Source organism: Bacillus mexicanus, from assembly GCF_050445615.1.
GTDB lineage: Bacteria > Bacillota > Bacilli > Bacillales > Bacillaceae > Bacillus > Bacillus mexicanus.
The window spans coordinates 305,110-329,202 of sequence record NZ_JBCEYV010000002.1 but is presented as its reverse complement, the minus strand read 5'-3'; the positions used below and the strand labels follow the sequence as shown (position 1 = coordinate 329,202).

The 24,093-nt window shown below is 45.6% G+C and carries 24 protein-coding genes, 1 pseudogene and 1 other annotated feature (1 of these 26 only partly in view); of the genes and pseudogenes, 21 read left to right on the top strand and 4 right to left on the bottom strand.

The features are described from left to right. The first annotated feature begins 4 nt into the window (after positions 1-4). From AAGG74_RS11340 to AAGG74_RS11310, 7 genes are read left to right on the top strand one after another with little or no spacing between them, the layout of a single operon-like run. Positions 5-1,081 carry a polysaccharide pyruvyl transferase family protein gene (locus AAGG74_RS11340; RefSeq protein ID WP_429675482.1) on the top strand — a complete coding sequence of 359 codons (1,077 nt, stop codon included), beginning with the start codon at positions 5-7 and terminating at the stop codon, positions 1,079-1,081. Next, complete coding sequence (locus AAGG74_RS11335) at positions 1,078-2,112, top strand: glycosyltransferase (RefSeq protein ID WP_429675481.1); 1,035 nt, start codon at positions 1,078-1,080, stop codon at positions 2,110-2,112. The genes AAGG74_RS11340 and AAGG74_RS11335 overlap by 4 nt, the downstream gene beginning before the upstream one ends. Beyond that, positions 2,109-3,626 carry an MATE family efflux transporter gene (locus AAGG74_RS11330; protein ID WP_429675480.1) on the top strand — a complete coding sequence of 506 codons (1,518 nt, stop codon included), beginning with the start codon at positions 2,109-2,111 and terminating at the stop codon, positions 3,624-3,626. The genes AAGG74_RS11335 and AAGG74_RS11330 overlap by 4 nt, the downstream gene beginning before the upstream one ends. Continuing rightward, positions 3,623-4,231: a sugar transferase gene (locus AAGG74_RS11325; protein WP_429675479.1), complete on the top strand. Its 609-nt coding sequence runs from the start codon at positions 3,623-3,625 to the stop codon at positions 4,229-4,231. Before AAGG74_RS11330 ends, AAGG74_RS11325 begins: the two co-directional genes overlap by 4 nt. Beyond that, positions 4,228-4,866, top strand: coding sequence for an acetyltransferase (locus AAGG74_RS11320; protein WP_429675478.1), 639 nt, complete (start codon positions 4,228-4,230; stop codon positions 4,864-4,866). The genes AAGG74_RS11325 and AAGG74_RS11320 overlap by 4 nt, the downstream gene beginning before the upstream one ends. A gap of 17 nt (positions 4,867-4,883) precedes the next feature. After that, entirely contained in the window at positions 4,884-6,050 is a 1,167-nt protein-coding gene (locus tag AAGG74_RS11315) for a DegT/DnrJ/EryC1/StrS family aminotransferase (RefSeq protein WP_429675477.1), read from the top strand. Next, a complete protein-coding gene (locus AAGG74_RS11310; RefSeq protein WP_429675476.1) occupies positions 6,029-6,997 on the top strand; it encodes a polysaccharide pyruvyl transferase family protein in 969 nt (322 codons plus the stop codon). Before AAGG74_RS11315 ends, AAGG74_RS11310 begins: the two co-directional genes overlap by 22 nt. 9 nt (positions 6,998-7,006) lie before the next feature. On the opposite strand, the gene yvfG is transcribed toward AAGG74_RS11310, so the two are convergent. Next, positions 7,007-7,225, bottom strand: coding sequence for a protein YvfG (gene yvfG / locus AAGG74_RS11305; protein WP_162101808.1), 219 nt, complete (start codon positions 7,223-7,225; stop codon positions 7,007-7,009). A gap of 78 nt (positions 7,226-7,303) precedes the next feature. On the opposite strand from yvfG, the gene rpoN reads away from it, so the two are divergent. Both rpoN and AAGG74_RS11295 read left to right on the top strand, forming a co-directional pair. Then, positions 7,304-8,614 (top strand): RNA polymerase factor sigma-54, encoded by a 1,311-nt coding sequence (gene rpoN, locus AAGG74_RS11300; RefSeq protein ID WP_429675475.1) that lies wholly within the window; start codon positions 7,304-7,306, stop codon positions 8,612-8,614. A 107-nt stretch (positions 8,615-8,721) separates the two neighbouring features. Then, positions 8,722-9,863, top strand: a pseudogene (locus tag AAGG74_RS11295) (DUF4885 family protein). 41 nt (positions 9,864-9,904) lie between these two features. Here the strand turns inward: AAGG74_RS11295 and lutP are convergent. Beyond that, the gene (gene lutP / locus AAGG74_RS11290) at positions 9,905-11,596 is read right to left on the bottom strand and encodes an L-lactate permease LutP (protein ID WP_429675473.1); all 1,692 of its coding nucleotides are present in this window, start codon (positions 11,594-11,596) and stop codon (positions 9,905-9,907) included. 228 nt (positions 11,597-11,824) lie between these two features. Here lutP and lutR point away from each other — a divergent pair, with 228 nt between their 5' ends. Further along, positions 11,825-12,547 (top strand): L-lactate utilization/bacilysin biosynthesis transcriptional regulator LutR, encoded by a 723-nt coding sequence (gene lutR, locus AAGG74_RS11285; protein ID WP_162101804.1) that lies wholly within the window; start codon positions 11,825-11,827, stop codon positions 12,545-12,547. Positions 12,548-12,655: 108 nt separating this feature from the next. Beyond that, on the top strand, positions 12,656-12,868 hold the full coding sequence (locus AAGG74_RS11280; protein ID WP_429675472.1) for a hypothetical protein: 213 nt from the start codon (positions 12,656-12,658) through the stop codon (positions 12,866-12,868). On the opposite strand, the gene rsbP is transcribed toward AAGG74_RS11280, so the two are convergent. Together rsbP and AAGG74_RS11270 are read right to left on the bottom strand one after the other, a co-directional pair. Beyond that, entirely contained in the window at positions 12,851-14,062 is a 1,212-nt protein-coding gene (gene rsbP / locus AAGG74_RS11275) for a phosphoserine phosphatase RsbP (RefSeq protein WP_429675471.1), read from the bottom strand. The two genes, AAGG74_RS11280 and rsbP, sit on opposite strands and share 18 nt — an antisense overlap. A gap of 34 nt (positions 14,063-14,096) precedes the next feature. Beyond that, positions 14,097-14,906: an alpha/beta fold hydrolase gene (locus AAGG74_RS11270; protein WP_429675470.1), complete on the bottom strand. Its 810-nt coding sequence runs from the start codon at positions 14,904-14,906 to the stop codon at positions 14,097-14,099. 205 nt (positions 14,907-15,111) lie between these two features. Here AAGG74_RS11270 and AAGG74_RS11265 point away from each other — a divergent pair, with 205 nt between their 5' ends. The 10 genes from AAGG74_RS11265 to AAGG74_RS11220 all read left to right on the top strand — a co-directional run bounded on the left by AAGG74_RS11265 (position 15,112) and on the right by AAGG74_RS11220 (position 23,780). Further along, the gene (locus AAGG74_RS11265; RefSeq protein WP_429675468.1) at positions 15,112-16,017 is read left to right on the top strand and encodes an ABC transporter ATP-binding protein; all 906 of its coding nucleotides are present in this window, start codon (positions 15,112-15,114) and stop codon (positions 16,015-16,017) included. Then, positions 16,018-16,755 (top strand): ABC transporter permease, encoded by a 738-nt coding sequence (locus AAGG74_RS11260; protein WP_429675467.1) that lies wholly within the window; start codon positions 16,018-16,020, stop codon positions 16,753-16,755. Between the two features lie 3 nt (positions 16,756-16,758). After that, on the top strand, positions 16,759-17,877 hold the full coding sequence (locus AAGG74_RS11255; protein WP_429675465.1) for a sensor histidine kinase: 1,119 nt from the start codon (positions 16,759-16,761) through the stop codon (positions 17,875-17,877). A gap of 13 nt (positions 17,878-17,890) precedes the next feature. After that, the gene (gene yvfU, locus AAGG74_RS11250; RefSeq protein WP_162101797.1) at positions 17,891-18,493 is read left to right on the top strand and encodes a two-component system response regulator YvfU; all 603 of its coding nucleotides are present in this window, start codon (positions 17,891-17,893) and stop codon (positions 18,491-18,493) included. 122 nt (positions 18,494-18,615) lie between these two features. Then, positions 18,616-18,945 carry a PadR family transcriptional regulator gene (locus tag AAGG74_RS11245; protein WP_429675463.1) on the top strand — a complete coding sequence of 110 codons (330 nt, stop codon included), beginning with the start codon at positions 18,616-18,618 and terminating at the stop codon, positions 18,943-18,945. After that, positions 18,942-19,559, top strand: coding sequence for a DUF2812 domain-containing protein (locus tag AAGG74_RS11240; protein ID WP_162103599.1), 618 nt, complete (start codon positions 18,942-18,944; stop codon positions 19,557-19,559). Before AAGG74_RS11245 ends, AAGG74_RS11240 begins: the two co-directional genes overlap by 4 nt. Before the next feature lie 175 nt (positions 19,560-19,734). After that, positions 19,735-20,451, top strand: coding sequence for a lactate utilization iron-sulfur protein LutA (gene lutA, locus AAGG74_RS11235; RefSeq protein WP_162103598.1), 717 nt, complete (start codon positions 19,735-19,737; stop codon positions 20,449-20,451). Between the two features lie 26 nt (positions 20,452-20,477). Beyond that, a complete protein-coding gene (gene lutB, locus AAGG74_RS11230) occupies positions 20,478-21,917 on the top strand; it encodes a lactate utilization iron-sulfur protein LutB (protein WP_429675461.1) in 1,440 nt (479 codons plus the stop codon). Beyond that, positions 21,917-22,639: a lactate utilization protein LutC gene (gene lutC / locus AAGG74_RS11225; protein WP_429675459.1), complete on the top strand. Its 723-nt coding sequence runs from the start codon at positions 21,917-21,919 to the stop codon at positions 22,637-22,639. The genes lutB and lutC overlap by 1 nt, the downstream gene beginning before the upstream one ends. 106 nt (positions 22,640-22,745) lie before the next feature. Further along, complete coding sequence (locus AAGG74_RS11220) at positions 22,746-23,780, top strand: glycosyl hydrolase family 18 protein (protein ID WP_429675457.1); 1,035 nt, start codon at positions 22,746-22,748, stop codon at positions 23,778-23,780. Between the two features lie 99 nt (positions 23,781-23,879). After that, positions 23,880-24,093: a binding site (T-box leader), on the top strand; it runs 22 nt beyond the window's last position.

Below are 24,093 nucleotides of genomic sequence, written 5' to 3'. Positions count from 1 at the left end.
GGACATGTCGTTACAATCGTTGAAAATCAATCTAGCAGAATGGCTGCTGCTTAAGGTCAAATACCCATCCCAATATTGGCTGGGTGCGACCGGCCAGCAGGTAAAAGCCCAAACACATCAGAAAAAAATCATACTGACCCTGCTGCCGTCCCATGACAATTTGGGGGACCACGCGATTGCTTATGCCAGCAAGGCGTTTCTTGAGCAGGAATACCCCGATTTTAACATCGTCGAAGTCGATATGAAGGATATGTACAAATCAGCAAAGGCGCTGCTTCGCTCGCGTCATCCGGAGGATATGGTCTTTATCATCGGCGGGGGAAATATGGGAGATCTATACCGTTATGAGGAGTGGACGCGCCGCTTTATCATAAAAACATTTCATGACTATCGAGTTGTCCAGCTGCCGGCAACGGCGCATTTTTCTGATACGAAAAAAGGTCGCAAAGAGCTGAAACGGGCTCGGAAAATTTATAACGCGCATCCCGGATTATTGCTGATGGCCCGGGATGAAACAACCTATCAGTTTATGAAACGTCATTTTCAAGAAAAAAAGATTTTGAAGCAGCCGGACATGGTGCTGTATTTAGATAGAAGCAAGGCTGCGTCAGAGCGCGAAGGGATTTATATGTGTTTGCGCGAGGATCAGGAAAGTGTGCTTCAGAAGGATGAGAGAAACCGGGTCAAGGCTGCTCTTTTTGAAGAATTCGGCGAAATTCAATCCTTTACGACGACGATTGGGCGGCGGGTCAACCGCCATTCCAGAGAGCAGGAGCTTGAAGCGCTGTGGTCTAAGCTGAAAAGCGCAGAAGCTGTTGTTACTGACAGGCTTCACGGCATGATTTTTTGTGCGCTGACAGGAACGCCGTGTGTTGTCATCCGTTCCTTTGACCATAAGGTGATGGAAGGCTATCAATGGCTCAAGGACATCCCATCCATGAAGCTGATTGAACATCCGCAGCCAGAGCATGTGACAGCCGCAGTAAAAGAGCTGTTAACAAAAGAAATACCCGGCGCCGGCTTTCCGAGAGATGTGTACTTTAAAGGACTGCGGCGCAAAATCAGCGGTGAAGCGAAATGAGCCCGCTCGCCAGTATTATTGTCCCGATGTATAACGTTGAACCATATATAGAGGAATGTATCAATTCTTTGCTTTGTCAAACGCTTTCTGATATTGAAATCATCCTCGTGAATGACGGCTCGCCCGATCGTTCAGGCGAAATTGCAGTGAACTATGCAAAACGGGATGCGAGAATCCGGGTCATTCATCAGACAAACGGCGGGCTGAGCTCAGCACGAAATGCGGGAATAAAGGCGGCGCGGGGCACGTACATCGGCTTTGTTGACGGCGATGATTATGTATCATCGGCCATGTTTCAGAGGCTGATTGAAGAAGCGGAAGAGCACCGGCTTGATATCGCTGGCTGCGGTTTTTACAAACAGTCAGCGGACAGGCGGACTTATGTGCCGCCGCAGCTTGACAAAAATCGTGTGCTGACAAAACCGGAAATCGCTGAACGGCTCAAACAGGCGCACGAAATGAGATTTATTTGGTTCGTATGGCGTTATGTTTATCGCCGAGAGCTTTTGGAGCGAACCAATCTGATGTTCGATGAAGACATCCGTTTTGCCGAAGATTCTCCCTTTAATTTGTCCGCTTTTTGCGAAGCGAAGCGGGTGAAAATGCTTGATGAAGGCTTGTACATCTATCGTGAAAATCCGAACAGCCTGACAGAAATTCCTTATAAGCCGGCAATGGACGAGCAGATTCAAAAGCAATACGAGGCAAAAATCGCATTTTACCAGCATTACGGATTGGAACGTGCGTGTCAAGAAGACTTGAATGTATACATTTGCAAGCACCAGCTTCCGATGCTTCTGGCAAACGCCTGTGCTTCTCCGAACCCTTCAAAAGACATTAAACAGCAGATCAAACACATTTTATCCTATGACATGGTGCGGCTGGCTGTCAGACATACACCGGTTCAGCATGAGAAATTATTAAGAGGCGAGCGTCTGGTATTAGGACTGTGCAAATGGCGGCTTATATTTCTCATTAAGCTGTTTTTTGAGCAGCGGGGAATGGTGAAAGGCAGTGCGAAGCAGGCATGAAATTCACCATCAACTTAAGCGCTAATCTCACAGCATTTCTCTTGTCTGTTTTTCTGTCGGTCTGGATGACGCCTTTTATTGTTAAAACACTTGGTGTGGAAGCATTCGGTTTTGTTCATCTGACACAAAATGTGATCAATTACTTTTCGATTATCACCGTAGCGCTCAGCTCGGTTGTCGTGCGCTTCTTTTCTGTTGCCGCCCACAGGGGAGAGCGGGAAAAAGCAAATGCGTATATCAGCAATTATATGGCAGCATCTGTTTTCATTTCGTTACTTCTTTTACTGCCTCTTGTGGGCTCTGCTTTTTTGATTGATCGCGTTATGAACGTGCCGCCAGCGCTTTTGGCAGATGTGCGTTTGTCGATTTTGATCGGCAGTTTGCTGTTTATTTTAACGTTTTTAATGGCGGGGTTTGGCTCTGCGCCATTTTATGCCAATCGTCTCTATATCACCAGCTCCATTCAGGCGGTGCAAATGCTCGTCCGCGTGCTGTCAGTGCTGCTCTTGTTTACATGTTTTGCGCCGAAAATCTGGCAGATTCAGCTTGCTGCTTTAGCTGGTGCTGTCATCGCATTTCTGCTGTCTTTCTATTTTTTCAAAAAGCTGATTCCGTGGTTTTCGTTTCGGATGAAGGATCTGTCATTCCAAACAAGCAAGGAGCTGTTTCAAGCGGGCGCATGGAGCTCTGTCAATCAAATCGGCGTCCTGCTTTTTTTGCAGATTGATCTATTAACCGCCAATTTGGTTTTGGGGGCATCGGCAGCTGGGAAATACGCGGCGATTATCCAGTTTCCGTTGCTTTTGCGCAGCTTGGCTGGAACGGTCGCATCCCTGTTTGCGCCGCTTATCACTTCGTATTATTCAAAAGGCGACATGGACGGATTGGTGAATTACGCCAACAATGCAGTGAGGCTGAACGGTCTTCTGCTCGCGCTTCCTGCTGCCTTATTAGGCGGGCTGGGGGGGCCTTTTTTGACGATCTGGCTTGGAACGTCCTTTTCGTCTTTAGCGCCGCTTTTATATATTCATGCCGGATACTTGGTGGTCAGCCTGGCCTTTATGCCGCTGTTTTATATCTGGACCGCCTTTAATAAACAAAAAACACCGGCGGTTGTAACCCTGCTGTTGGGTGCGGTTAATGTGGTGCTGGCCGTCACACTGAGCGGGCCGGCTCATCTCGGCTTGTACGGCATCACATTGGCCGGGGCGATCTCCCTTATTTTGAAAAATGCCATCTTCACGCCGCTTTACGTATCCCGTATGACAGGCTACAAAAAGCATGTGTTTTTTAAAGGCATCATCGGGCCTCTTTCAGCCGCTGTGTTTGCCTGGATGGTCTGTAAGGCGATGCAGTTCGTTGTGAAGATTGACGGCTGGCCATCACTGATAGCAGCGGGACTGACAGTCAGCTTTGGCTACACGGTTTTCGCTTTTATATTCGTTTGCACGAAAGAGGAGAGACACCTTGTACTAAAACGATTTCGAAAAACGAAAGGAGCTGTGAATCTTTGATCCTGAAACGACTTTTTGATCTGGCGGCCGCCATCTTTTTATTGTGCTGTACGAGTGTCATTATTCTGATTACCATCGCCGTTGTCAGGCTGAAAATAGGATCACCTGTATTCTTTAAGCAAGTAAGGCCGGGCCTGAATGGCAAGCCGTTTACCCTTTATAAATTCCGAACGATGACGGATGAACGGGACAGTGAAGGAAACCTATTGCCGGATGAAGTCCGTCTGACGAAAACGGGCAGGCTGATCAGGAAGCTGAGCATCGATGAGCTTCCGCAGCTGCTGAATGTCCTAAAAGGCGATCTGAGCCTTGTCGGTCCGCGCCCGCTTTTGATGGACTATCTGCCGCTTTATACAGAACAGCAGGCGCGGCGCCATGAAGTGAAGCCAGGGATCACAGGCTGGGCGCAAATCAACGGCAGAAACGCGATTTCCTGGGAACAAAAATTTGAATTAGATGTTTGGTACGTTGACAGCCGTTCATTTTTTCTGGATTTGAAAATTTTATGTGTGACAGTGCGAAAAGTGCTTGTTTCAGAAGGGATTCAGCAAACCAATCATGTGACGGCAGAACGGTTTACAGGAAGCGGAGATGTGTCCTCATGAAAAACGTGGCCATTGTAGGTGATGGCGGACACGGAAAGGTGATTAGAGAGCTGATCAATGCCCGGACGGACACGCGCTTAGCCGCAGTGCTGGATGATAAATTCCAAATGCTTGAAGCTAGAAAAGAGTGGTACACAGGTCCGATCGAAGCTGTTAGTGAATTGCGAAGGCTCATTCCCGATGTGATGTTCCTGATCGCCATCGGAAACAACAGAGTCAGAAAAAAGCTGGCGGAGCGGCTGGGACTGAAGAAAGAAGACTTCATTACATTAATTCACCCATCTGCCATCGTCAGCAAGTCGGCTGTCATCGAAGAAGGAACCGTCATTATGGCGGGCGCGATCATTCAGGCGGATGCGCGGATTGGGGCCCACTGCATCATTAATACGGGGGCAGTAGCAGAGCATGACAATCTAATCAGTGATTACGTACATCTTTCCCCGCGTGTCACGCTGTCAGGAGCGGTTGCCGTTCAGGAAGGCGCCCACCTCGGAACCGGCGCTTCTGTCATTCCGCAGCTCACAATCGGGGCTTGGAGCACTGTCGGCGCAGGCTCCGCGGTGATCCGTTCCATACCGGACTGGGCAACGGCGGTCGGTGCCCCGGCGCGCACGATTTCTTCCATTCAAACATAAACACAAAGGATGATTATATGCATAAAAAAATCTATTTATCTCCCCCTCATATGAGCGGCAGAGAGGAGCGCTTTATTTCAGAAGCCTTTCGTTCAAACTGGATTGCGCCGCTTGGACCGCTCGTGAATATATTTGAAGAACAACTGGCCGAACGTGTCGGCGTAAAAGGGGCGGCTGCGGTCAGCTCAGGAACGGCAGCGATTCATCTGGCACTGCGTTTGCTTGAGGTCAAAGAAGGAGACAGCGTGTTTTGCCAGTCCTTCACCTTCGTAGCAACTGCCAACCCGATTTTATATGAAAAAGCAGTGCCCGTCTTTATTGATTCTGAGCCGGATACATGGAATATGTCACCGAAAGCTCTTGAAAGGGCGCTGGAGGATGCGAAGAGAAACGGAAAGCCGCCCAAAGCGGTCATTGCTGTCAATCTATATGGTCAAAGCGCGAAAATGGATGAAATCGTCAGTCTGTGTGATACGTACGGAGTTCCTGTCATTGAGGACGCAGCTGAATCTCTTGGCACCGTTTATAAAGGGAAGCAAAGCGGGACATTCGGTCGCTTCGGCATTTTTTCCTTTAACGGGAACAAGATCATTACTACATCAGGCGGCGGGATGCTTGTTTCAGACGATGAAGCAGCTATTGAAAAAGCACGATTTCTCGCTTCACAGGCACGAGAGCCGGCTGTTCATTATGAGCATTGCGAAATCGGACACAATTACAGGCTGAGCAATATTTTAGCAGGCGTGGGCGTTGCCCAGCTTGAGATGCTGGATGAGCGGGTGGAGAAAAGAAGAGCTATTTTCACGAGATACAAAAACGAACTCGGTCACATAAACGGCGTCCGCTTTATGCCAGAGCATGAAGCAGGTGTATCCAACCGCTGGCTCACCGCGCTCACACTTGATAATGGATTCAGTCCATATGACGCAGTTCAGCGTCTGGCGGAAGAAAACATTGAAGCGCGTCCGCTGTGGAAACCGCTCCATACCCAGCCGCTGTTTAAATCGTCTTTATTTTATTCACATGAAGATACAGAAAGCATATGCGAAAACCTTTTCAAGCGAGGAATCTGTCTCCCATCAGGGTCAAATCTGACGAAAGAAGAGCAAGACCGGGTTATCGATGTTCTCGTACACTTATTCCAAACAGCCGAGGTGAAAAAATGGACAGCACGCATTCAATGATCAGCCTGAAACAGAAACTGTCCGGGCTGCTCGACATCATTCCGAAACATTCGGAGATTATCTATGCCGACTATCCTCTATACGGAAATGTAGGGGATTTATTTATTATGAAGGGAACAGAAGCCTTCTTTAAAGAACATGGAATTCGTGTCAGAAAACGTTGGAATCCCGACAATTTTCCAGTCGGTCGAAAGCTGGATTCGAATCTCATCATAGTCTGCCAGGGAGGCGGCAACTTTGGGGATTTGTATCCGTATTATCAAAGCTTTAGAGAGAAAATTGTCCAAGCCTATCCGAATCATAAAATCGTGATTCTGCCGCAATCAATTTATTTTCAACATGAAAACAATCTCAGACGGACGGCGGAGATATTTTCTAAGCATGCGAATCTCCATATCATCACAAGGGAAAATGCCTCCTTTGCAATAGCGCAGGCTCATTTTACAAGCAATCACATTAAGCTTCTGCCTGACATGGCTCATCAGCTGTTTCCCATTGTTCCTACGGCGCAGCCGCTCAATCAAAAGCTGAGATTTATCAGGACAGATCATGAAGCAAATAAGGAGCTTCAGGAGCACGCAAAAGCGGAAAGCTACGACTGGCGCACGGTGCTGTCAGCTTCAGACCGCCGGACGATCGCTTTTCTGCAAACATTGAATGTCTTAAACAAAAAAGCGGGAAATCCTCTCCCTATCGCATATATATGGGGAAAATACTCGGATTATATTGTCACAAAAGCGATTCGGTTCTTCAGTCAATACGAATCAGTAGAAACGTCAAGGCTGCACGGGCACATTCTGTCTTCTCTTCTCCAAAAAGAAAACACGGTCATTGATAATTCCTACGGGAAAAACGCTAATTATTTTCATACCTGGATGGAGGGCGTGCCGCGCACACGGCTCATCCAGAACGCCTCGAAGAAGGAAAACCTTCCTGCTCACATGTGAGCGGAAGGTTTATTTTGATTCTCCCCGTTTGACTTTGTTGTAAGCTTCATCTAAATGCTGAATCCGTTTTAAGACGACTGCGTTTTTGGTCAGCTGGTCCTGCACAAGCGTTGAGACGACGGAACGGTAGTAGCTATTCATCGCATGGATTTTATCCTCAGACCGGTTCATTTCAATATGCTGTTTGAAATTCTCGATAAAATAAGGGACAGAAAAAAGTTCAGACATTTCTTTGGCAGCTCCTTTTTCATAAATATATACGGTGTGATCTCAATCATGTACAATGAAGAAAGAGGAGTGAGCAAGATGGATATGAAACTTCAGCAAGTACAAGTATTAAAGCCTCAACTGACACAGGAGCTCAGGCAGGCCATCACGCTGCTTGGCTATCATTCGGCAGAACTCGCTGAATACATTGATGAGCTCTCACTGGAAAACCCTCTTATTGAACGAAAGGAAACAGACACACCGCCACTATCTTACCATAAAATAAGGAAAAACAGGGTGAACGCACAGGAAGCCGGCCTTCCATTACGTGATCCGCAAAAAACATTGCAGGATGTGTTAACACAACAGTCACTCGATATGAATCTGACATACTCTGAAAAAAAGATTTTCAATTATCTGATTCATTCACTTGATTCAAATGGGTATTTGGAAGAAGCAGTGGAGGAGGCGGCACAGCGCCTAGCTGTTTCAACTCGGGAAACGGAAGCTGTTTTGGCCAAACTCCAGTCATTAGAGCCGGCTGGGATCGGCGCGCGATCTCTGCGGGAATGTATCCTTCTTCAATTACAACGGCTGCCGAACAGAAATGAGCAAGCGGAAAAGCTTGTTTCCGCTCATTTTGATGCTTTTGCGCAAAAAAACTGGAAAGCGCTTTCGTTGGAATCAGGAATTCCGCTTCATACCATTCAAGATATTTCAGATGACATTGCGGCTCTTCATCCAAGACCGGGCCTTCTGTTTGCCCAGCCAGAGCAAGACGTGTATATTGAGCCTGATATTTTTATCACTGTGAAAAATGGGCACATCGCAGCGGAGCTGAATACCCGCTCGTTTCCTGAGATAGACCTGCACCCGCAGTACAGCCCGCTTTTATCATCCGCCTCCTGCCAGGACACCGCCTCTTATTTATCAGCGAAATACCAGGAATGGAGCTGGCTGAGCCGCGCGCTGCGACAGCGAAAACAGACGATTACGAGAATTGTCAACGAACTGACCACACGACAAAGAGATTTTTTTCTAAAAGGGCGAAGCGCAATGAAGCCGCTGACACTCAGAGAGATAGCGGAATGCTTAAGCCTTCATGAATCAACGATAAGCCGGGCAATCAAAGGAAAAACGATACAAACGCCGTACGGCCTTCTTGAGATGAAAGTCTTTTTCACAGCAAAAGCTGAAGCTTCAGGAGATGGAGATACGTCTAACTATGCAGTCAAAATGCATCTTCAAGACCTGATCAATCAAGAAGACAAAAAAAAACCGCTCTCAGATCAAAAGATTGCCAACCTCTTATATGAACAGCGCAGCATCCAAATTTCCAGACGCACAGTCGCAAAATACCGAGATCAAATGAACATTCCCTCATCTGCGGCAAGAAAACGATATAAATAAAATCCTCCCGTGGCGGGAGGATTTTACTTTGCTACTCACAAAAATGTAAAGAAAGACAGATGTGGAATGTCCAGTTCATTTCTCAGATCTCTATCAACTTTTTTATCATGAACGTTCTGAAATACTTAGCACAACAAATCAATAAACAAAGTTATTCATCTATCCGCAAAGAAAATACAGTCGCAAAACAGGAGAATCAGTTCCATGCTTACAAAAAATCATCGCCCGTACAGAGCAGAAGTCTGCAACAAATCAATTATTCTAGAGAATCGGTAATGAGTGAGAAGAATGATGTCGCAAATCGATATCAACTAGCGAACGAGAAAACAGTTGTGGATACAGGTGAGGAAACGTTAATCCATAGCAGAAATCCATATGTTTCCCGAAAGTGACATTGAAATTCAAATACTTAATGAAAAATATAGCCGAATCAATAAAATCAATTTATCAAAAGAGAATCCGATTGGATATATACGCGACAAATACAAAAATGTCAATTCACCATATTTTCGTCATGATTTAACAAATGAAGAGAGACAAGCAGCATATGACAATGAGACAGAGTGGCTATATAAAGGAAAAGCGCAGTGTTACAATATGCGAGATGCGGCATTTCGTCATGTTGATATGTCTGCACCAAATGAGGATGATCGAGCAAAAGCATTTCAGCGAGATGTTGTGAATCAACAAATTGGCCTTCTCTTTGATCGCCAAAACCTGACGATTCCTAAGAATACAAAATTAACATTTACCATTACCCCATTTGATTATGCTGCAACAGTAACTGGAACAGATGATCCAAAGGTAATTGACACAATTGAAGCCCTTTTACAGCAAAGATTTATTTCAACATATCATGGGAAGCAGAACAGATGATTCTGTACAATTTGAGAAAGAATCATACGAAAAGTATCAAGCCGTTCGAGAAATATATGAAAAAACCGGTTATCATCTTGGTGATCTTCATGCACAAAATGGAACATTCATGACAGAGGACGGACGTGACATTTTAGATGTGTATCGTGAAGCATTAGAAAAAGATCCATTAATGAAAGATTTCACCTCAGTAGTATTATCTCATTACGGATCTGAAGTAAAGCATCTGGCATCAGTTGGTTATGATACGGTTCCCGACTTGGTTTTGTCGATTCATTATCAAAACGGGGACCTTGAGGATATGGGCCAGAGCAAAAATTATAGTGCGAATAACCGCGCTTGGCTTCCGTCATTGCAGCTTTCGAATCGTTAAAACAAACATCATGATTCCCTCCCAGAGCCGGGAGGGTTTTTTTAAGGAATCATCCAGCTAAACACATGATGCTGCAAAAAGGTGATGATACAAACGAGCAGCAGCAAAAACAGGCTGTGTTTCATCGTAAAGCGGAAAAGGTCTGACTCCTTTCCGGCGAGTCCTACCGCAGCGCATGCCACCGCAATGGACTGCGGCGAAATCATTTTTCCTGTCACACCGCCTGATGAGTTGGCGGCAACAGACAGAACAGGGTCCATGCCGACTGATAACGCGGTGACTTTCTGCAGATTGCCGAACAGCAGGTTGGCAGAAGTATCCGAGCCGGTAATAAAGACGCCGAGCCAGCCGAGGACAGGCGAAAAGAAGGTGAACATCGAACCTGTCAGCGCGAGCGTCATCCCGAGTGTCGCGCTCATTCCCGAGGAGTTGGTGACATAGGCAAAACCGACGACAGAAGCAATGGTCAAAATCGGAAACTTCAACTCTTGGATCGTATCTGTAAAAACGGCTCCCCAATCTTTCCACGAAATGCCCGTGACGAATTTTGACAGCACCGCGGCAATCAATATCGCGGTACCGGCCGAGCCAAGCAGCTCAAGCTTATAAACCGCTTCAATCGGCGCGCCGTCAGCATTGACAATTTGATTGTTCAAAAAAGGCACACCAGGCGCGAAAGTCAGCTTTTCGCCAACAGCATTCAGCCACTTCAAAAAAACAGCAGAGCCGTCATAATGTCCAATCAGCGCGGATTTGACAGAGGGAATGCCCCATATAGAAATGATCACCGTCAGCAGCAGAAATGGCGACCAAGCTTTAAAAATCTTTCCGCCACTGTACGCAGGCACCGGTGCATTCGTTTTTGCTGTTTCAATCGCGGCAGCTGATTCCTGTTCACCTGCAAACTTAAATGTTGTTTTCGGCTTCCACCATTTCAAAAAAACAGCTAGCGCAGCCATTGAAACCAGCGCTGACAAAACATCCGGCAGCTCAGGCCCTAAGAAATTGGAACTGAGATATTGCACAACAGCAAAGGAAACGCCGGAAACGAGAATCGCCGGCCAGACCTCAAAGGCTTTCTTGAACCCGCTCATAATGATAAGCAGATAAAGAGGAATAAATACAGATAAGAATGGCAGCTGGCGTCCGACCATTTGCGAAATCTCCATCGCCGGAATCCCTGTCGGCCCTTCTACGGCTGTAATCGGAATCCCAATCGCACCAAAGGCGACCGGTGCCGTATTGGCGATCAAACAAATGCCCGCTGCATAAAGAGGGTTAAAGCCGAGACCGACCAGCAGCGCGGCAGAAATGGCGACCGGCGCTCCGAAGCCGGCTGCTCCCTCTAAAAAAGCCCCGAATGAGAAAGCGATCAGCAGCGCCTGTAGCCGGCGGTCATCTGTAATGGAGAGAACAGAACTGCGAATAATATCAAACTGTCTCGTTTTCACAGTGATTTTATACAAAAAAACAGATGTCACAATAATCCATCCAATCGGCAAAATCCCGTATACGGCTCCCTGTGTGGCGGACATCAGCGCTTTTTCCGCCGGCATCCGATAAACCAATACAGCAATGATAAGGGCGATTCCCAATGTGGACAAACCCGCTGTATACCCCTTCATCCGTTTCACCGCAAGCGCCAAAAAAAAGAAAATAATCGGTACAAGTGCGGCAAGCGCTGATAAAAGCAAATTTCCCCCTATAGGCGTATATGCCTGTGTCCATTGCATCCCAAACCCCTCCTTGAAACGTAAACTGGCGTTTTTAAGTAAGCGGTTTCTTAAGGTGGTTTGATCATCTGATGATTAGGTAATAAGACCAGTTACCTAGCATTATATTTTGAAAAAAATCAAAGTACAAGACTTTTTGACAAAATTGTCAAAATCTTTTGGCGTCACCAAAAACGGAGTATAATAGATCGTAAACAGCTAGACCTACAAGTGACGGGGTGAATTGCATTGAAATACAAACAGATTAAAACAAAGAAAATATATGAAGAAGTGGCGGATGCGCTATTAGATATGATCAAAAACGGCGATTTGAAGCCGGGAGATAAACTGGACTCAGTTCAGGCGCTTTCCGAAAGCTTTCAAGTCAGCCGCTCAGCAGTTCGTGAAGCACTTTCTGCACTAAAAGCGATGGGGCTTGTCGAAATGAAACAGGGAGAAGGCACATACCTGAAGGAATTTGAGCTTGATCAAATTTCTCAGCCGCTCTCAGCCGCCCTTCTCATGAAAAAAGAGGACGTTAAACAGTTGCTCGAGGTCAGAAAACTGCTTGAAATCGGTGTGGCGTCATTAGCTGCTGAAAAAAGAACAGAAGAAAATCTCGAAAGAATTCATGCTGCGTTAAAGGAAATGGGCAGCATTGATGCGGACGGGGAGCTGGGCGAGAAAGCAGACTTCGCATTTCATCTGGCACTGGCTGACGCTTCTCAAAATGAGCTTCTTAAACACTTGATGAACCACGTATCATCATTACTGCTGGAAACGATGAGAGAAACACGGAAAATCTGGCTGTTTTCCAAGAAGACCTCCATTCAGCGGTTGTACGATGAGCATGAACGGATTTACAAGGCAGTGGCAGCAAGGGATGGAGCACAGGCAGAAGCCGCCATGCTGGCGCATTTAACAAATGTGGAAGATGTGCTTTCGAGATATTTCGAGGAAAATGTGCAATAACCAACTCATTTCCCGGGCAATTTCGCCGCAGAATAGAATAACTGAGACTGAGCCGCAAATGGTTCAGTCTTTTTTCTATAATTTTTACTAAACAGTGAGGAGGGAATCATGAAAATTGTTGTTTGCAGCGGTTATTGTGTTGATTTCCTTCAGTTCAGGGCGTATCCGCTTTCTGCTCAAAAGCAGGCAAACGCAATAAGTTGGCTTTGGGATGCTGAATATGACCATAAGATGTCTGTAAGTGGTAGGGAAGAAATGCTAAAACCAAAAATCCATGAGACGCATCACATCTCATGGATCATTTTATTTCAAATCAACTAATATAAAACATTCATCATCACTTTGATGATGAGCTTCCTTATGATGGTTCAGTGATGTGAGGATTTTCTCTTTCAGGCCAGCAATAGACAAATCGGGATGAGCTTTTACTAAATCAAATAAATAACATGAAGCAGTAGGGTCCATCACGCCATCCGTATACAGAAGGAGCCTTCCGCCTTCCTCGTATGAAAGGCTGTTTGATTGAAACACAGTGTCTTCAAACATGCCAATCGGCGGCGAGGTAGCGTACAGCGGAAGCTGAGTTCCGTCACCGTCCTGCCACAACGCCGGCGGATGCCCTGCATTGACATAATCAATTTTTTGCCGGACTGTATCAATCTCGAGATAAATGGCAGTGCAATAATGTCTTGCCTCCTCATCATTTTGAAACAAGCTGTGGAGGTGACGATCCAACTCCTTCATGACTATGACAGGACTGGCGCCTTGCGTGATCTGGCGCTGAAACAAAGGGTGAAGAGACATCGTAATTAAAGCAGAGGAAATCCCGTGCCCCATTACATCAAGAATAATAATGCCATAACGATGATCATCGATTTGATAAAACCCGTATAGATCACCCGACAATTCACTCGATGCTTTGTAATAAGCGTCAATCTGAACCTGATCGTTTACAATCGGTTCAGTCAATGAGTTTTTCTGGATCTTTCTGGCGAGTTCAAGCTCTCGTTTCGTATTTGATTTAAATTGTTGATTTTGTTTGTTGGTCTCAAGCAGTTCTTCTTGTTTGGCCTTAAGCGTTTCCAAGGCAATCTCTAACTCCGCATTGGCTTTCTGTTTGGCGAGCAAAGCCTCCTGAGCCGCATTTCTCGCTATCAGGAGCTCATTTTCATATTCATTTCGCTTCTGCATCGGAATGAGCACACAATCGAAGACAGAAACTCCGCTATCGGTTCTCGCAATAGCATTGACAAGGACGGGGATTTCTTCGCCGTCTCTTGCTTTCAAAGAAATATATATTTCTTCGATATGATGCTCCAGTTTCAAAAGCGGAAAAAAATAAAGCTGGCAGAAAAGCTGTGCGGGAACGGTCAACATCGTATTCAGATGCTCGCCGATAACCTGCTCCGGTCCATAATCCAAAATCTTGAAAAGGGTGCGATTGGCAGCTAGAATCGCACCCTCTTCTGACAAGGTGAGGAAACCGCATGGTGCATCAATCAATTGTTTGTCCATTAAGAGGGTCACCTCTATCCCTTTCGTTCCGATATCACACGTATGCTTTTAAATAGTCGCCGATTAGATGTATCGTTTCATTTGGATGGCTCATGTGGGGGCAATGCCCGCGAGCTTCCATATGTATCAGTGTACTATAAGGAAGATGCTTATGCATATACTCGCCCACTGCCGCTGATGCGATCATATCATCGGCGCATTGGAGAATAAGAGAGGGAACGGTCACCTTCGAAAGATCCGTCCGATGATCTGAAAAAAACGCCGCTTTCGCAAATTGTTGGGCAATCACAGGGTCAGTAGAACAAAATCGGCTTTCAAGTTCTTCCTTGATCTCAGGCCGATCTGGCTGATTCACGACAGTTCCCGCAAATACAGTTGCCCAGCCTATGTAATTTTTCTCCATCATTTCAAGCAAACCAAGGAGCTGCTCTTCTTCAAATCCTCCGTAATACTCAGGCGGATCATTCAAATAGCAAGGAGAAGGTCCGACCATCACTAGATGGGAAAAAAGATCCGGACGGCGGATGGAAGCAAGCATCCCGATCACAGCTCCGACAGAGTGCCCCACAAACACGGTTTCTTCCAAATCTAAAGCTTCGCAAACATCAATAACATCTTGGGCATAGCCGTCAAGTGTCCGATACCGATTCAGGTCATATGCGCGCAAATCTGAATGGCCCGACCCGACATAATCAAATAAAATGACTTGATGATCTTCTTCGAAGGCTGGCACCACGGCGTTCCAGACGCTTTGGTCACAGCCAAAACCAGGTGCGAAAATGATAGATGTTTCGCCGCTGCCCTTCACGCTCACATTGTTTCGAGACAAAATCGCTTCGTTCATGATTGGCTCCTTTCAGCCGGAAAGTCATTCAATAACTATATCATAACACTCACCGTTTCAAGTGTGTGCTTTTCTATGAAAGTAAATAGCAGTCGCATGTATTGAGGAAAAACATGACATTTGTCACCTGTCATTATGACACCCCATACTACTAACGGCTTCTCTAGCACTTTACAATTAATATAAGCCATTAGGAGGTGCTCATGTGATGAATGAGGCAGTATCAATAAGCTATGTGACAAAACAATTCCAGCAAAAAACAGCTGTAGACAATGTTAGCTTCAACATCAAAAAAGGAGAAGTTGCGGCCATTCTCGGACCGAATGGGGCAGGGAAGACGACTGTCATTTCTATGATACTGGGGTTGCTGAAACCGAGTAAGGGAGAAATCAAGCTATTTAACCGGGCTCCCGATGATCAAGAGGTTCGCGAAAAAATAGGCGTAATGCTCCAGGAAGTGAGTGTCATGCCAGGCTTGAAGGTAAATGAAATTCTCGAACTCTTCCGAAGCTATTATCCGAATCCATTGTCCATGAAAGAACTCGTTTCGTTAACAGCGCTCACAAAAGAAGATTTAAAAACAAAGGCAGAAAAATTATCTGGCGGGCAAAAACGCCGTTTGAGCTTTGCTTTGGCTCTTGCCGGAAATCCGGAGCTTCTTATCTTTGATGAACCGACAGTCGGAATGGATACATCATCAAGACAACGATTTTGGCAGACGGTTCATGGCCTGGCGGGACAAGGAAAAACCATTATTTTCACAACTCATTATTTACAGGAAGCAGATGATGCCGCACAGCGAATTTTATTTTTTGCTAAAGGACAGCTTGTGGCAGACGACACGCCAATGCAGATTCGCTCAAGGATCCAAAAACAGTCTGTTTCCTTTACACTCCATACAGATGAATCATTGGGCAAGCTGTCCCGCCACCCGGAAGTGGAGCGGGTGACCCAAAAGCATCAAAGAACCATCATCCACACATCAAATACAGACAAAGTGTTAGAGTTGATCTTTCAAGAAAAAATACATGCACGCGATATCCGGATTGAGCAAGGAACGCTTGATGAGGTATTTCGCCATCTGGCTGCTAAAAACAAGGAGATGATGTGAGTGAACATGCTGAAGAAGCAAAGCATAGCTGAAATGAAAAGGATGCTTCGGAATAAGTACTTTGTGTTTTGGTCGCTGATCATGCCGCTTGCCTTTTATTATCTCTTTACCAATGTCGTGCATACTAATGTTCCTGATGAACGCGCGTGGGATGCCCATTATTTAATATCGATGACTGTCTTCAGTGTGATGGGCTCCTCTATCATGACGCTTGGAATCCGTATGGTTCAAGAACGTTCACAGGGCTGGACAGCTTTTATCCGCATTACGCCTCTTCCGGATCATATCTATTTATCAGCTCAGATGATCGGTCAAAGTGTGATTCATGTTTTATCCATTACTATCATTTTTCTTTTCGGCGCCATCATCAATGACATTGCCTTGTCACCATTAGAATGGATCTTAAGCGGCCTGTGGATTTTATTTGGCGCATTGCCGTTTTTGGCGTTAGGCACGCTAATCGGTCTCATGAGAAAAGTAGAGACAGCAGCTGGAATCAGTAACGTGCTTTATATGCTGCTGGCGTTAGGCGGTGGCCTGTGGATGCCATTGGAGGTCATGCCTGATATTATGCAGAACATTGGCCGCTGGTTGCCATCTTATCATTTCGGGAGCGGAGCGTGGGAACTTGTTCGAGGCGGTAGTCCGAGCTGGAAAAATATCCTGACATTAATCGCTTATTTGATGCTCTTCATGCTACTATCTAAATATATACGAAGAAAACAAGAAGCGGTGTAATCTATGAAAAAGGCATTATCCATTTTCCCAAAGCAATTTGGTTTTTTCCCTTATATCTTTCTAGTGTATTTGATCATGCCGTTTCTTACTTTATTGAAAGAATCAGGCATCAAACAGGCGATTGGGTATGGCATGCTGCTCTTTTTTGCTATGGCATATCGCCAGTTATTCTGCAGTGTAGGAAGAGCTTCGTTTACATATTGGCTTATCGTACAAATGGCGGTTATTTTTATCTATAGCGTGTTTTACAATATCACCTATATCTACTTAGGTTTTTTCCCGGCAAACTTTGTTGGTTATTACAAAGAAAAAACAAAATTTCACCGTGCGTTCTGCGGTTTAATCTTTATGCTGCTTTTTCCATGTTTTTATCAATTTCTCGCCAATTCGGTTTCGTTTCGAGAGCTTCTTTCTGTTTTCCCGTTTCTCGTCATCATGCTCATTTCTCCATTCGGAATCCGTTCTATGTTTCGGAGAATTGAACTCGAAACTAAGCTTGCGAAAGCCAATGAACAGATAATGGAACTCTCTAAAAGGGAGGAACGTGTCCGAATTGCCCGTGATCTTCACGATACTCTCGGCCATACGCTGTCACTGCTCACATTAAAAAGTCAGCTCGTTCAGCGGCTGGCAACAACTGATCCAGAACGGACCCGGCTTGAGGCCAAAGAAATGGAAACCAGTTCAAGAGCTGCGCTAAAGCAGGTTCGTGAGCTTGTTTCTGATATGAGAACAGTCACGATGACGGAGGAGCTTGCCAATATTCAGCACATATTAAGAACGGGGAACATTACCTTTCAATACGAGGGGGACGAAGACTTTTCAGCAATATCCCCGGTCACGCAAAATATTATCAGCATGTGCATGCGGGAAGCTGTAACCAATATCATCAAACACAGCAATGCCACCCACTGCGCCATCACCATTACCAAGTTCGCTGACAAAATGAAGATTATGATACGAGATGACGGAAAGGCAGCAGCGAAGGAGAAAACGTTTGGGAATGGCCTGCGGGGCATGGAAGAGCGGCTCATGTTCATTGAAGGCGGATTAACGCTTTCAGCTCATAACGGAACGGTTGTGACACTGACCGTTCCCCTTATTAAAAAAGCAGAAGGATAGGAGGGCGAAAGAAATGATTCGTCTGTTTATTGCTGAGGACCAGCGAATGCTGCTAGGCGCTTTGGGAGCTCTGCTTGATTTAGAAGAGGATATGACAGTCATCGGACAAGCATTAAACGGGGAAGAAGCACGAAAAGCGATTTTGAAGCTGGAGCCCGATGTATGCATCATGGACATTGAAATGCCGATTCGAAGCGGGCTGGATGTGGCAGAGGAATTAATGCAAATAGGCTGCGGCAGCAAGGTTATTATTTTAACAACCTTTGCCCGCCCCGGCTATTTTGAACGCGCCGTCAAAGCAGGTGTACATGGCTATCTGCTGAAAGACGGCGAAATCGACGATCTGGCCGACGCCATTCGGAAATGTGTTAAGGGGAAACGAGTGTTCAGCCCTGAGCTGACGTTTAACATGATGCGTGATGAAAATCCGCTTACTGTAAGAGAGCAAGAAATTCTGCGGCTGGCAGCTTTAGGCAAGACAACAAAAGATATTACGCTGGAACTCTACCTATCTCAAGGCACCGTTCGAAATTATATCTCAGACATCATCCAAAAGCTCGATGCGAAAAATCGGACAGAAGCAGCCAGCATTGCTGAGGAAAAGGGCTGGATTTAATGGAAACCTGGTGTTGTACAGCCAGGTTTTTTTATGTTTATTTGGTTATTTATGGTTGAACTATTCAGTATTACTGTATATGATAGTGTTATACAGTAATACTGAATAGTGGAGGTCGTTATATGAGTGAAAAGAATTATTTGCCGCTGACTGAGACTGTTTACTATGTGCTTTTATCTTTGTTACATCCAGCTCACGGCTATATCATTATGAAAAATATTGAAAATCTTAGCGGCGGAAGAGTGAAAATGGCCCCCGGAACTCTTTATGGAGCAATCGAAAATGTATTGAAGCATCAATTGATCGAGCCTTATCCAAGTGAAGATCGCCGCAGAAAAACATATATTATCACTGAACTTGGAAGAAATGTGTTAAGGAAGGACATGGAGAGGATGGAGCGGCTGGTTGTCATAACGAGGCAGGAATTACATAAAAAAGGGGAGATTCTGTGAAGAAATACAGATATTTCATGGACATAGACAGAGAGGAGCAATGGCTCAATGAGATGGCAGATAAGGGATGCGAATTAAAAGGGAAAGGGTTGTTATCCTATCATTTTGCAGATGAAGCATCATCTGACAACTCTACCGTTAAAATCGACTATCGCACCTTTACATACCCGGAGGATTTTACTGAGTATCGGACTCTTTTTGAAGACAGCGGATGGAAACATCTGTTCAGTTTACAAGGTCTGCATTATTTTAGAAAAGAGAATGCCCATGCATCAGATGATATTTTTTCTGATACAGAATCCAGGGCTGGACGATATAAACGCCTATTGCAATCGTACTTTATCCTTTCGTTTATATTTTTATCCTTCATATTGACTCTATATACTACCAATGCCTTGACTATTGATTTATTTATCCATCCTCAGCGTTTGTATTATACGCCGGGTCTGTGGGACAAGACCGGGTCTGCATTTATTAGAGCCTTTTTATTTGAAACACCTATTGCACTGATGAGAGGCGGAGCAGGCTGGCTAGTTCTCTTTAGCACTCTTAGCTTCTTTTATTTATTTATGAAAACATATAAAAAGTACAGAAAGTGTCTGTATGATCATTAAAATAGTGTGTAATGCTCTGAACGTCTGTCAAGTGAAGCAGGCGTTTTTTATTGTCGGGATATTCAGAAAAACCTTTCCTTTCATTGTCAGAATAGTGTACGATATTTATAGAGTTATCTTAAATCAGGTCATCAGATGACCTGATTATATATTGGGGATGAGAGAGGGGTTCATCATGAAAGTCTCACTTTTTGTCACTTGTCTTGTTGATATGTTTCAAACAAATGTCGGAAAAGCAACGGTTGAGCTGCTGGAGCGGCTTGGGTGTGAGGTTGATTTTCCAGAAGGGCAAATCTGCTGCGGGCAGCCGGCTTACAACAGCGGCTATGTGCATGACGCCAAAAAAGCAATGAAACGGATGATCGAAGCGTTTGAGGATTCGGAATATGTCGTCAGCCCTTCAGGTTCCTGCACGACAATGTTCAGGGAGTACCCGCACTTATTTGCGAATGACCCGAAATGGGCAGACAAAGCGCAAAAGCTTGCCGATAAAACGTATGAACTGACGGATTTTATCGTAAATGTCCTTGGTGTCGAGGATGTCGGCGCGTCCCTTCATACAAAAGCAACCTTACATACGTCGTGCCATATGACAAGGCTTCTTGGGGTTCGGGAGGAGCCGATGAAGCTCCTGAGCCATGTGAAAGGCCTGGAAGTCACAACGCTTCCTGGCAAACATAACTGCTGCGGTTTCGGAGGAACGTTTTCCGTCAAAATGGCGCAGATTTCTGAGCAGATGGTCGATGAAAAAGTCGCATGCATCGAGGAAACGGAAGCAGAGGTGCTGATTGGCGCTGACTGCGGCTGTTTGATGAATATCGGAGGCCGGCTTGACCGAAAAGACAAGAATGTCAAAGTGATGCACATCGCCGAAGTGCTTAACAGCAGATAAAACTAGATACAGAGGGGGAAAGGATCATGGCGATGAAAATCGGTACTGACGCTTTTAAAGAGCGAGTATCACAGGGGATTGATAATGCATTTATGAGAGGTGCTGTTTTAGGGGCGCAGGAGCGTCTGCGGACACGGCGTCTTGAAGCAGCCGAAGAACTGGGAAACTGGGAAGAGTGGCGCTCGCTATCCGAGGAAATCAGGCAGCATGTTCTTGACAACCTCGATTTCTATCTCGGCCAGCTTGCCGAAAATGTGGCGAAAAGAGGCGGGCATGTCTATTTTGCGAAAACATCAGAAGAGGCGTCTTCTTATATTCGCGATGTCATCCAAAAGAAGAACGGGAAGAAAATCGTCAAATCAAAATCAATGGTGACAGAGGAAATCAATCTGAATGAGGTGCTGGAACAGGAAGGCTGCGAAGTCGTCGAAACCGACCTCGGCGAGTATATTTTGCAGATTGATGACCATGACCCGCCGTCCCATATCGTAGCGCCTGCCCTTCATAAAAATAAAGAGCAAATACGTGATGTATTTAAAGAAAGGCTCGCTTATCAGCATACAGAAAAACCGGAAGAGCTCGTCATGCACGCGCGCGCCATCCTGCGGGAAAAGTTTCTGGAAGCGGATATCGGCATAACTGGCTGTAACTTTGCTATCGCTGACACGGGCTCTGTCAGCCTTGTGACCAATGAAGGAAATGGACGGCTTGTCAGCACTTTGTCAAAAACACAAATTACCGTCATGGGAATGGAGCGGATTGTCCCGTCATTTTCTGAATTTGAAGTGCTTGTCAGCATGCTGACAAGGAGTGCGGTCGGGCAGCGGCTGACAAGTTATATTACGGCATTGACAGGTCCAAAGCTGGAAGAGGAAGCGGACGGACCGGAGGAATTCCATCTTGTCATTGTTGACAATGGCCGATCCAATATTCTCGGAACGGAATTCCAGTCTGTGCTGCAATGCATCCGCTGTGCCGCCTGTATCAATGTCTGTCCTGTGTACCGCCATGTCGGAGGACACTCATACGGCTCTATCTATTCGGGACCGATAGGAGCGGTTTTATCGCCCCTGCTCGGCGGTTATGACGATTATAAGGAACTGCCGTACGCGTCTTCATTGTGCGCGGCTTGCTCTGAAGCCTGCCCGGTCAAAATTCCGCTTCATGAGCTGCTTCTGAAGCATCGCCAGAACATTGTCGAAAAAGAAGGCAGAGCACCGATCAGTGAAAAGCTTGCCATGAAAGCGTTCGGACTTGGCACATCCTCCTTGTCGCTATATAACATGGGCTCAAAATGGGCGCCGGCTGCCATGACGCCTTTTACAGAGGATGAAAAAATTTCGAAAGGGCCGGGCCCGCTCAAAAGCTGGACACAGATCCGCGACTTCCCGGCACCGCACAAATCGCGATTCAGAGACTGGTTTACTGACAGGGAAACAAGTGAACCTACGAAGGAGGAGCAGTGATGATGAAAGGAACCGTTCAGAATCAGGAGAGCTTTTTAAACAGAATCGCATCACGCCTGGGCCGTGAAAGAAGAACAGGAGGCGTGGCAGTCCCTGAGTGGGCGCACCAGCCGCAATATCGAACACTTGAAGGCTATTCAGCGGATGATTTAGTCGCAGTTCTCAAAAACCATTGCGTCAAAATCCATACAGAGCTGATTGAAACAGATTCAACCGGTCTTTACGATGCCCTCCGCGAGCAAGTAAGCCGGTTTTCAGGAGGCCCTGTCATCATTCCGAAGGACCCCCGCTTTGAAGAATACGGACTAAAAAGCCTGCTCGCTAAAGACTGGCCGAGCGATGGAACCCCAGTCTGGGAGTGGGATGCCGCCAAAGGCGAAGAAAATATCAAAAAAGCGGAGCAAGCTAATGTAGGAATCACATTCAGTGAAATCACACTGGCAGAGTCGGGGACAGTTGTCCTCTTTTCCTCAAAAGACATTGGACGGTCTGTCAGCCTTCTGCCAACGACCTATATTGCGATTGTCCCGAAATCAAGCATCGTGCCGAGAATGACGCAAGCCAGCGATATCATCCGCCAAAACATTGCGAACGGCGTCACTGTCCCCTCGTGCATCAACTATGTTACCGGACCAAGCAACTCAGCCGACATTGAAATGGACTTGGTTGTCGGGGTGCACGGACCTGTAAAAGCCGCATACATTCTCGTCTCTGACCGCTGATCTTAGAAAACCCGGCAGCATATGCCGGGTTTTTTGCTTGAAAAAACTTTAATTTCTGATATTTCCGCCGATGAGAAGAGTATGGTTTGAAAAAGGAGGAAATGCGATGAAAAAATGGCTGATCGCAGCGATTTCACTGGCGATTGCGATTGTTCTGTTTATGTATTCAAACGCAGAAGCGAAGGCAGCCGGCATGACATTAGGCTACACAACTGGTGATACGGCCTCATACAATTCTCTTGCGAAATATCATACATACATGAATTCCATCGCCACAGATACGTTTGCGTTTGAAAAAAACGGACATATCATTGGCGATGCCCCAACTAAGCAGCTGACATATGCGAAGAAGATAAAAATCAAGACATGGGCCGTCATTTCAAACTATAATGATGCCATTTCCGATTTTGACGGAGATTTAGCGAGTCGAGTCATGAGTAATAAAACAGCGGAAAAACGTTTCACAGATCAGCTGATAGCACTGGCCAAAAAGCACTCATACTACGGTATCAATATCGATTTTGAAGCAGTGAATCCAGAAGACAGATCCAAATATTCACGCTTCATTCAAGATGTCTCACAGGCTTTGAAAAAGAAACAGATCAAAACAATGGTTTCGGTTCCCGCCAAAAGTGCAGATGATCAAAAAGATGACTGGAGTTGGCCGTATGATTATGCGAAAATCGGTAAATATGCGGATTGCGTACAAGTCATGACTTACGATGAACACGGCATTTGGGGCGATCCAGGATCAGTGGCGAGCACGAGCTGGATCAAAAGCTCCCTGCAGTTTTCAGTCAAAAAGATCAAAGCCAATAAAGTCATTATGGGAATTCCCGCATACGGCTATGACTGGGATGTCAAAGACGGAAGCGGCAGCACAGCGAGAGAATGGAATGAACTCAAATCTCTCATCGAAAAGCAGAAAGCAAAGCCGGCATTCCACAAAAAATCAGGTTCGATGACATTTTCCTACGTTGACAAAAAGAAGCATAAACATGTCGTGTGGTATGAAAACGAAAAAACCGTTCAAACGAAAAGCCATCTGGCAAAGCAATATAAAATAGCAGGTGTCTCAGTCTATGCATTAGGAAACGAGTCAGAGTCCTTTTGGAAAGCCATTCAAAAAGGGACAAAATAACAGATTCTTTTTTTCTCTGAAGTTATTGACAGGGAAATGAGAAGCACGTATATTATGTTAATATATTCAGATCTTAAAATTTGATTTTTTCAGAAAACTAAAAACACATAGATTGGGAGCAGTAAAAGAAAGTGATCAGAACAGAGAACTGCGGGGTGGTGCGACGCAGCCTGGTTCTTCTTTGAACTCGCCCGGGAGTGGTAGGACGTAACGGAATAGATTGAATATTCCCCATGTTTTAACGACTAGCCTTCGTTACAGGTCAAAAGCTGGATTCTTCATGAAGAATCAATAAGAGTGGTACCGCGGTCAG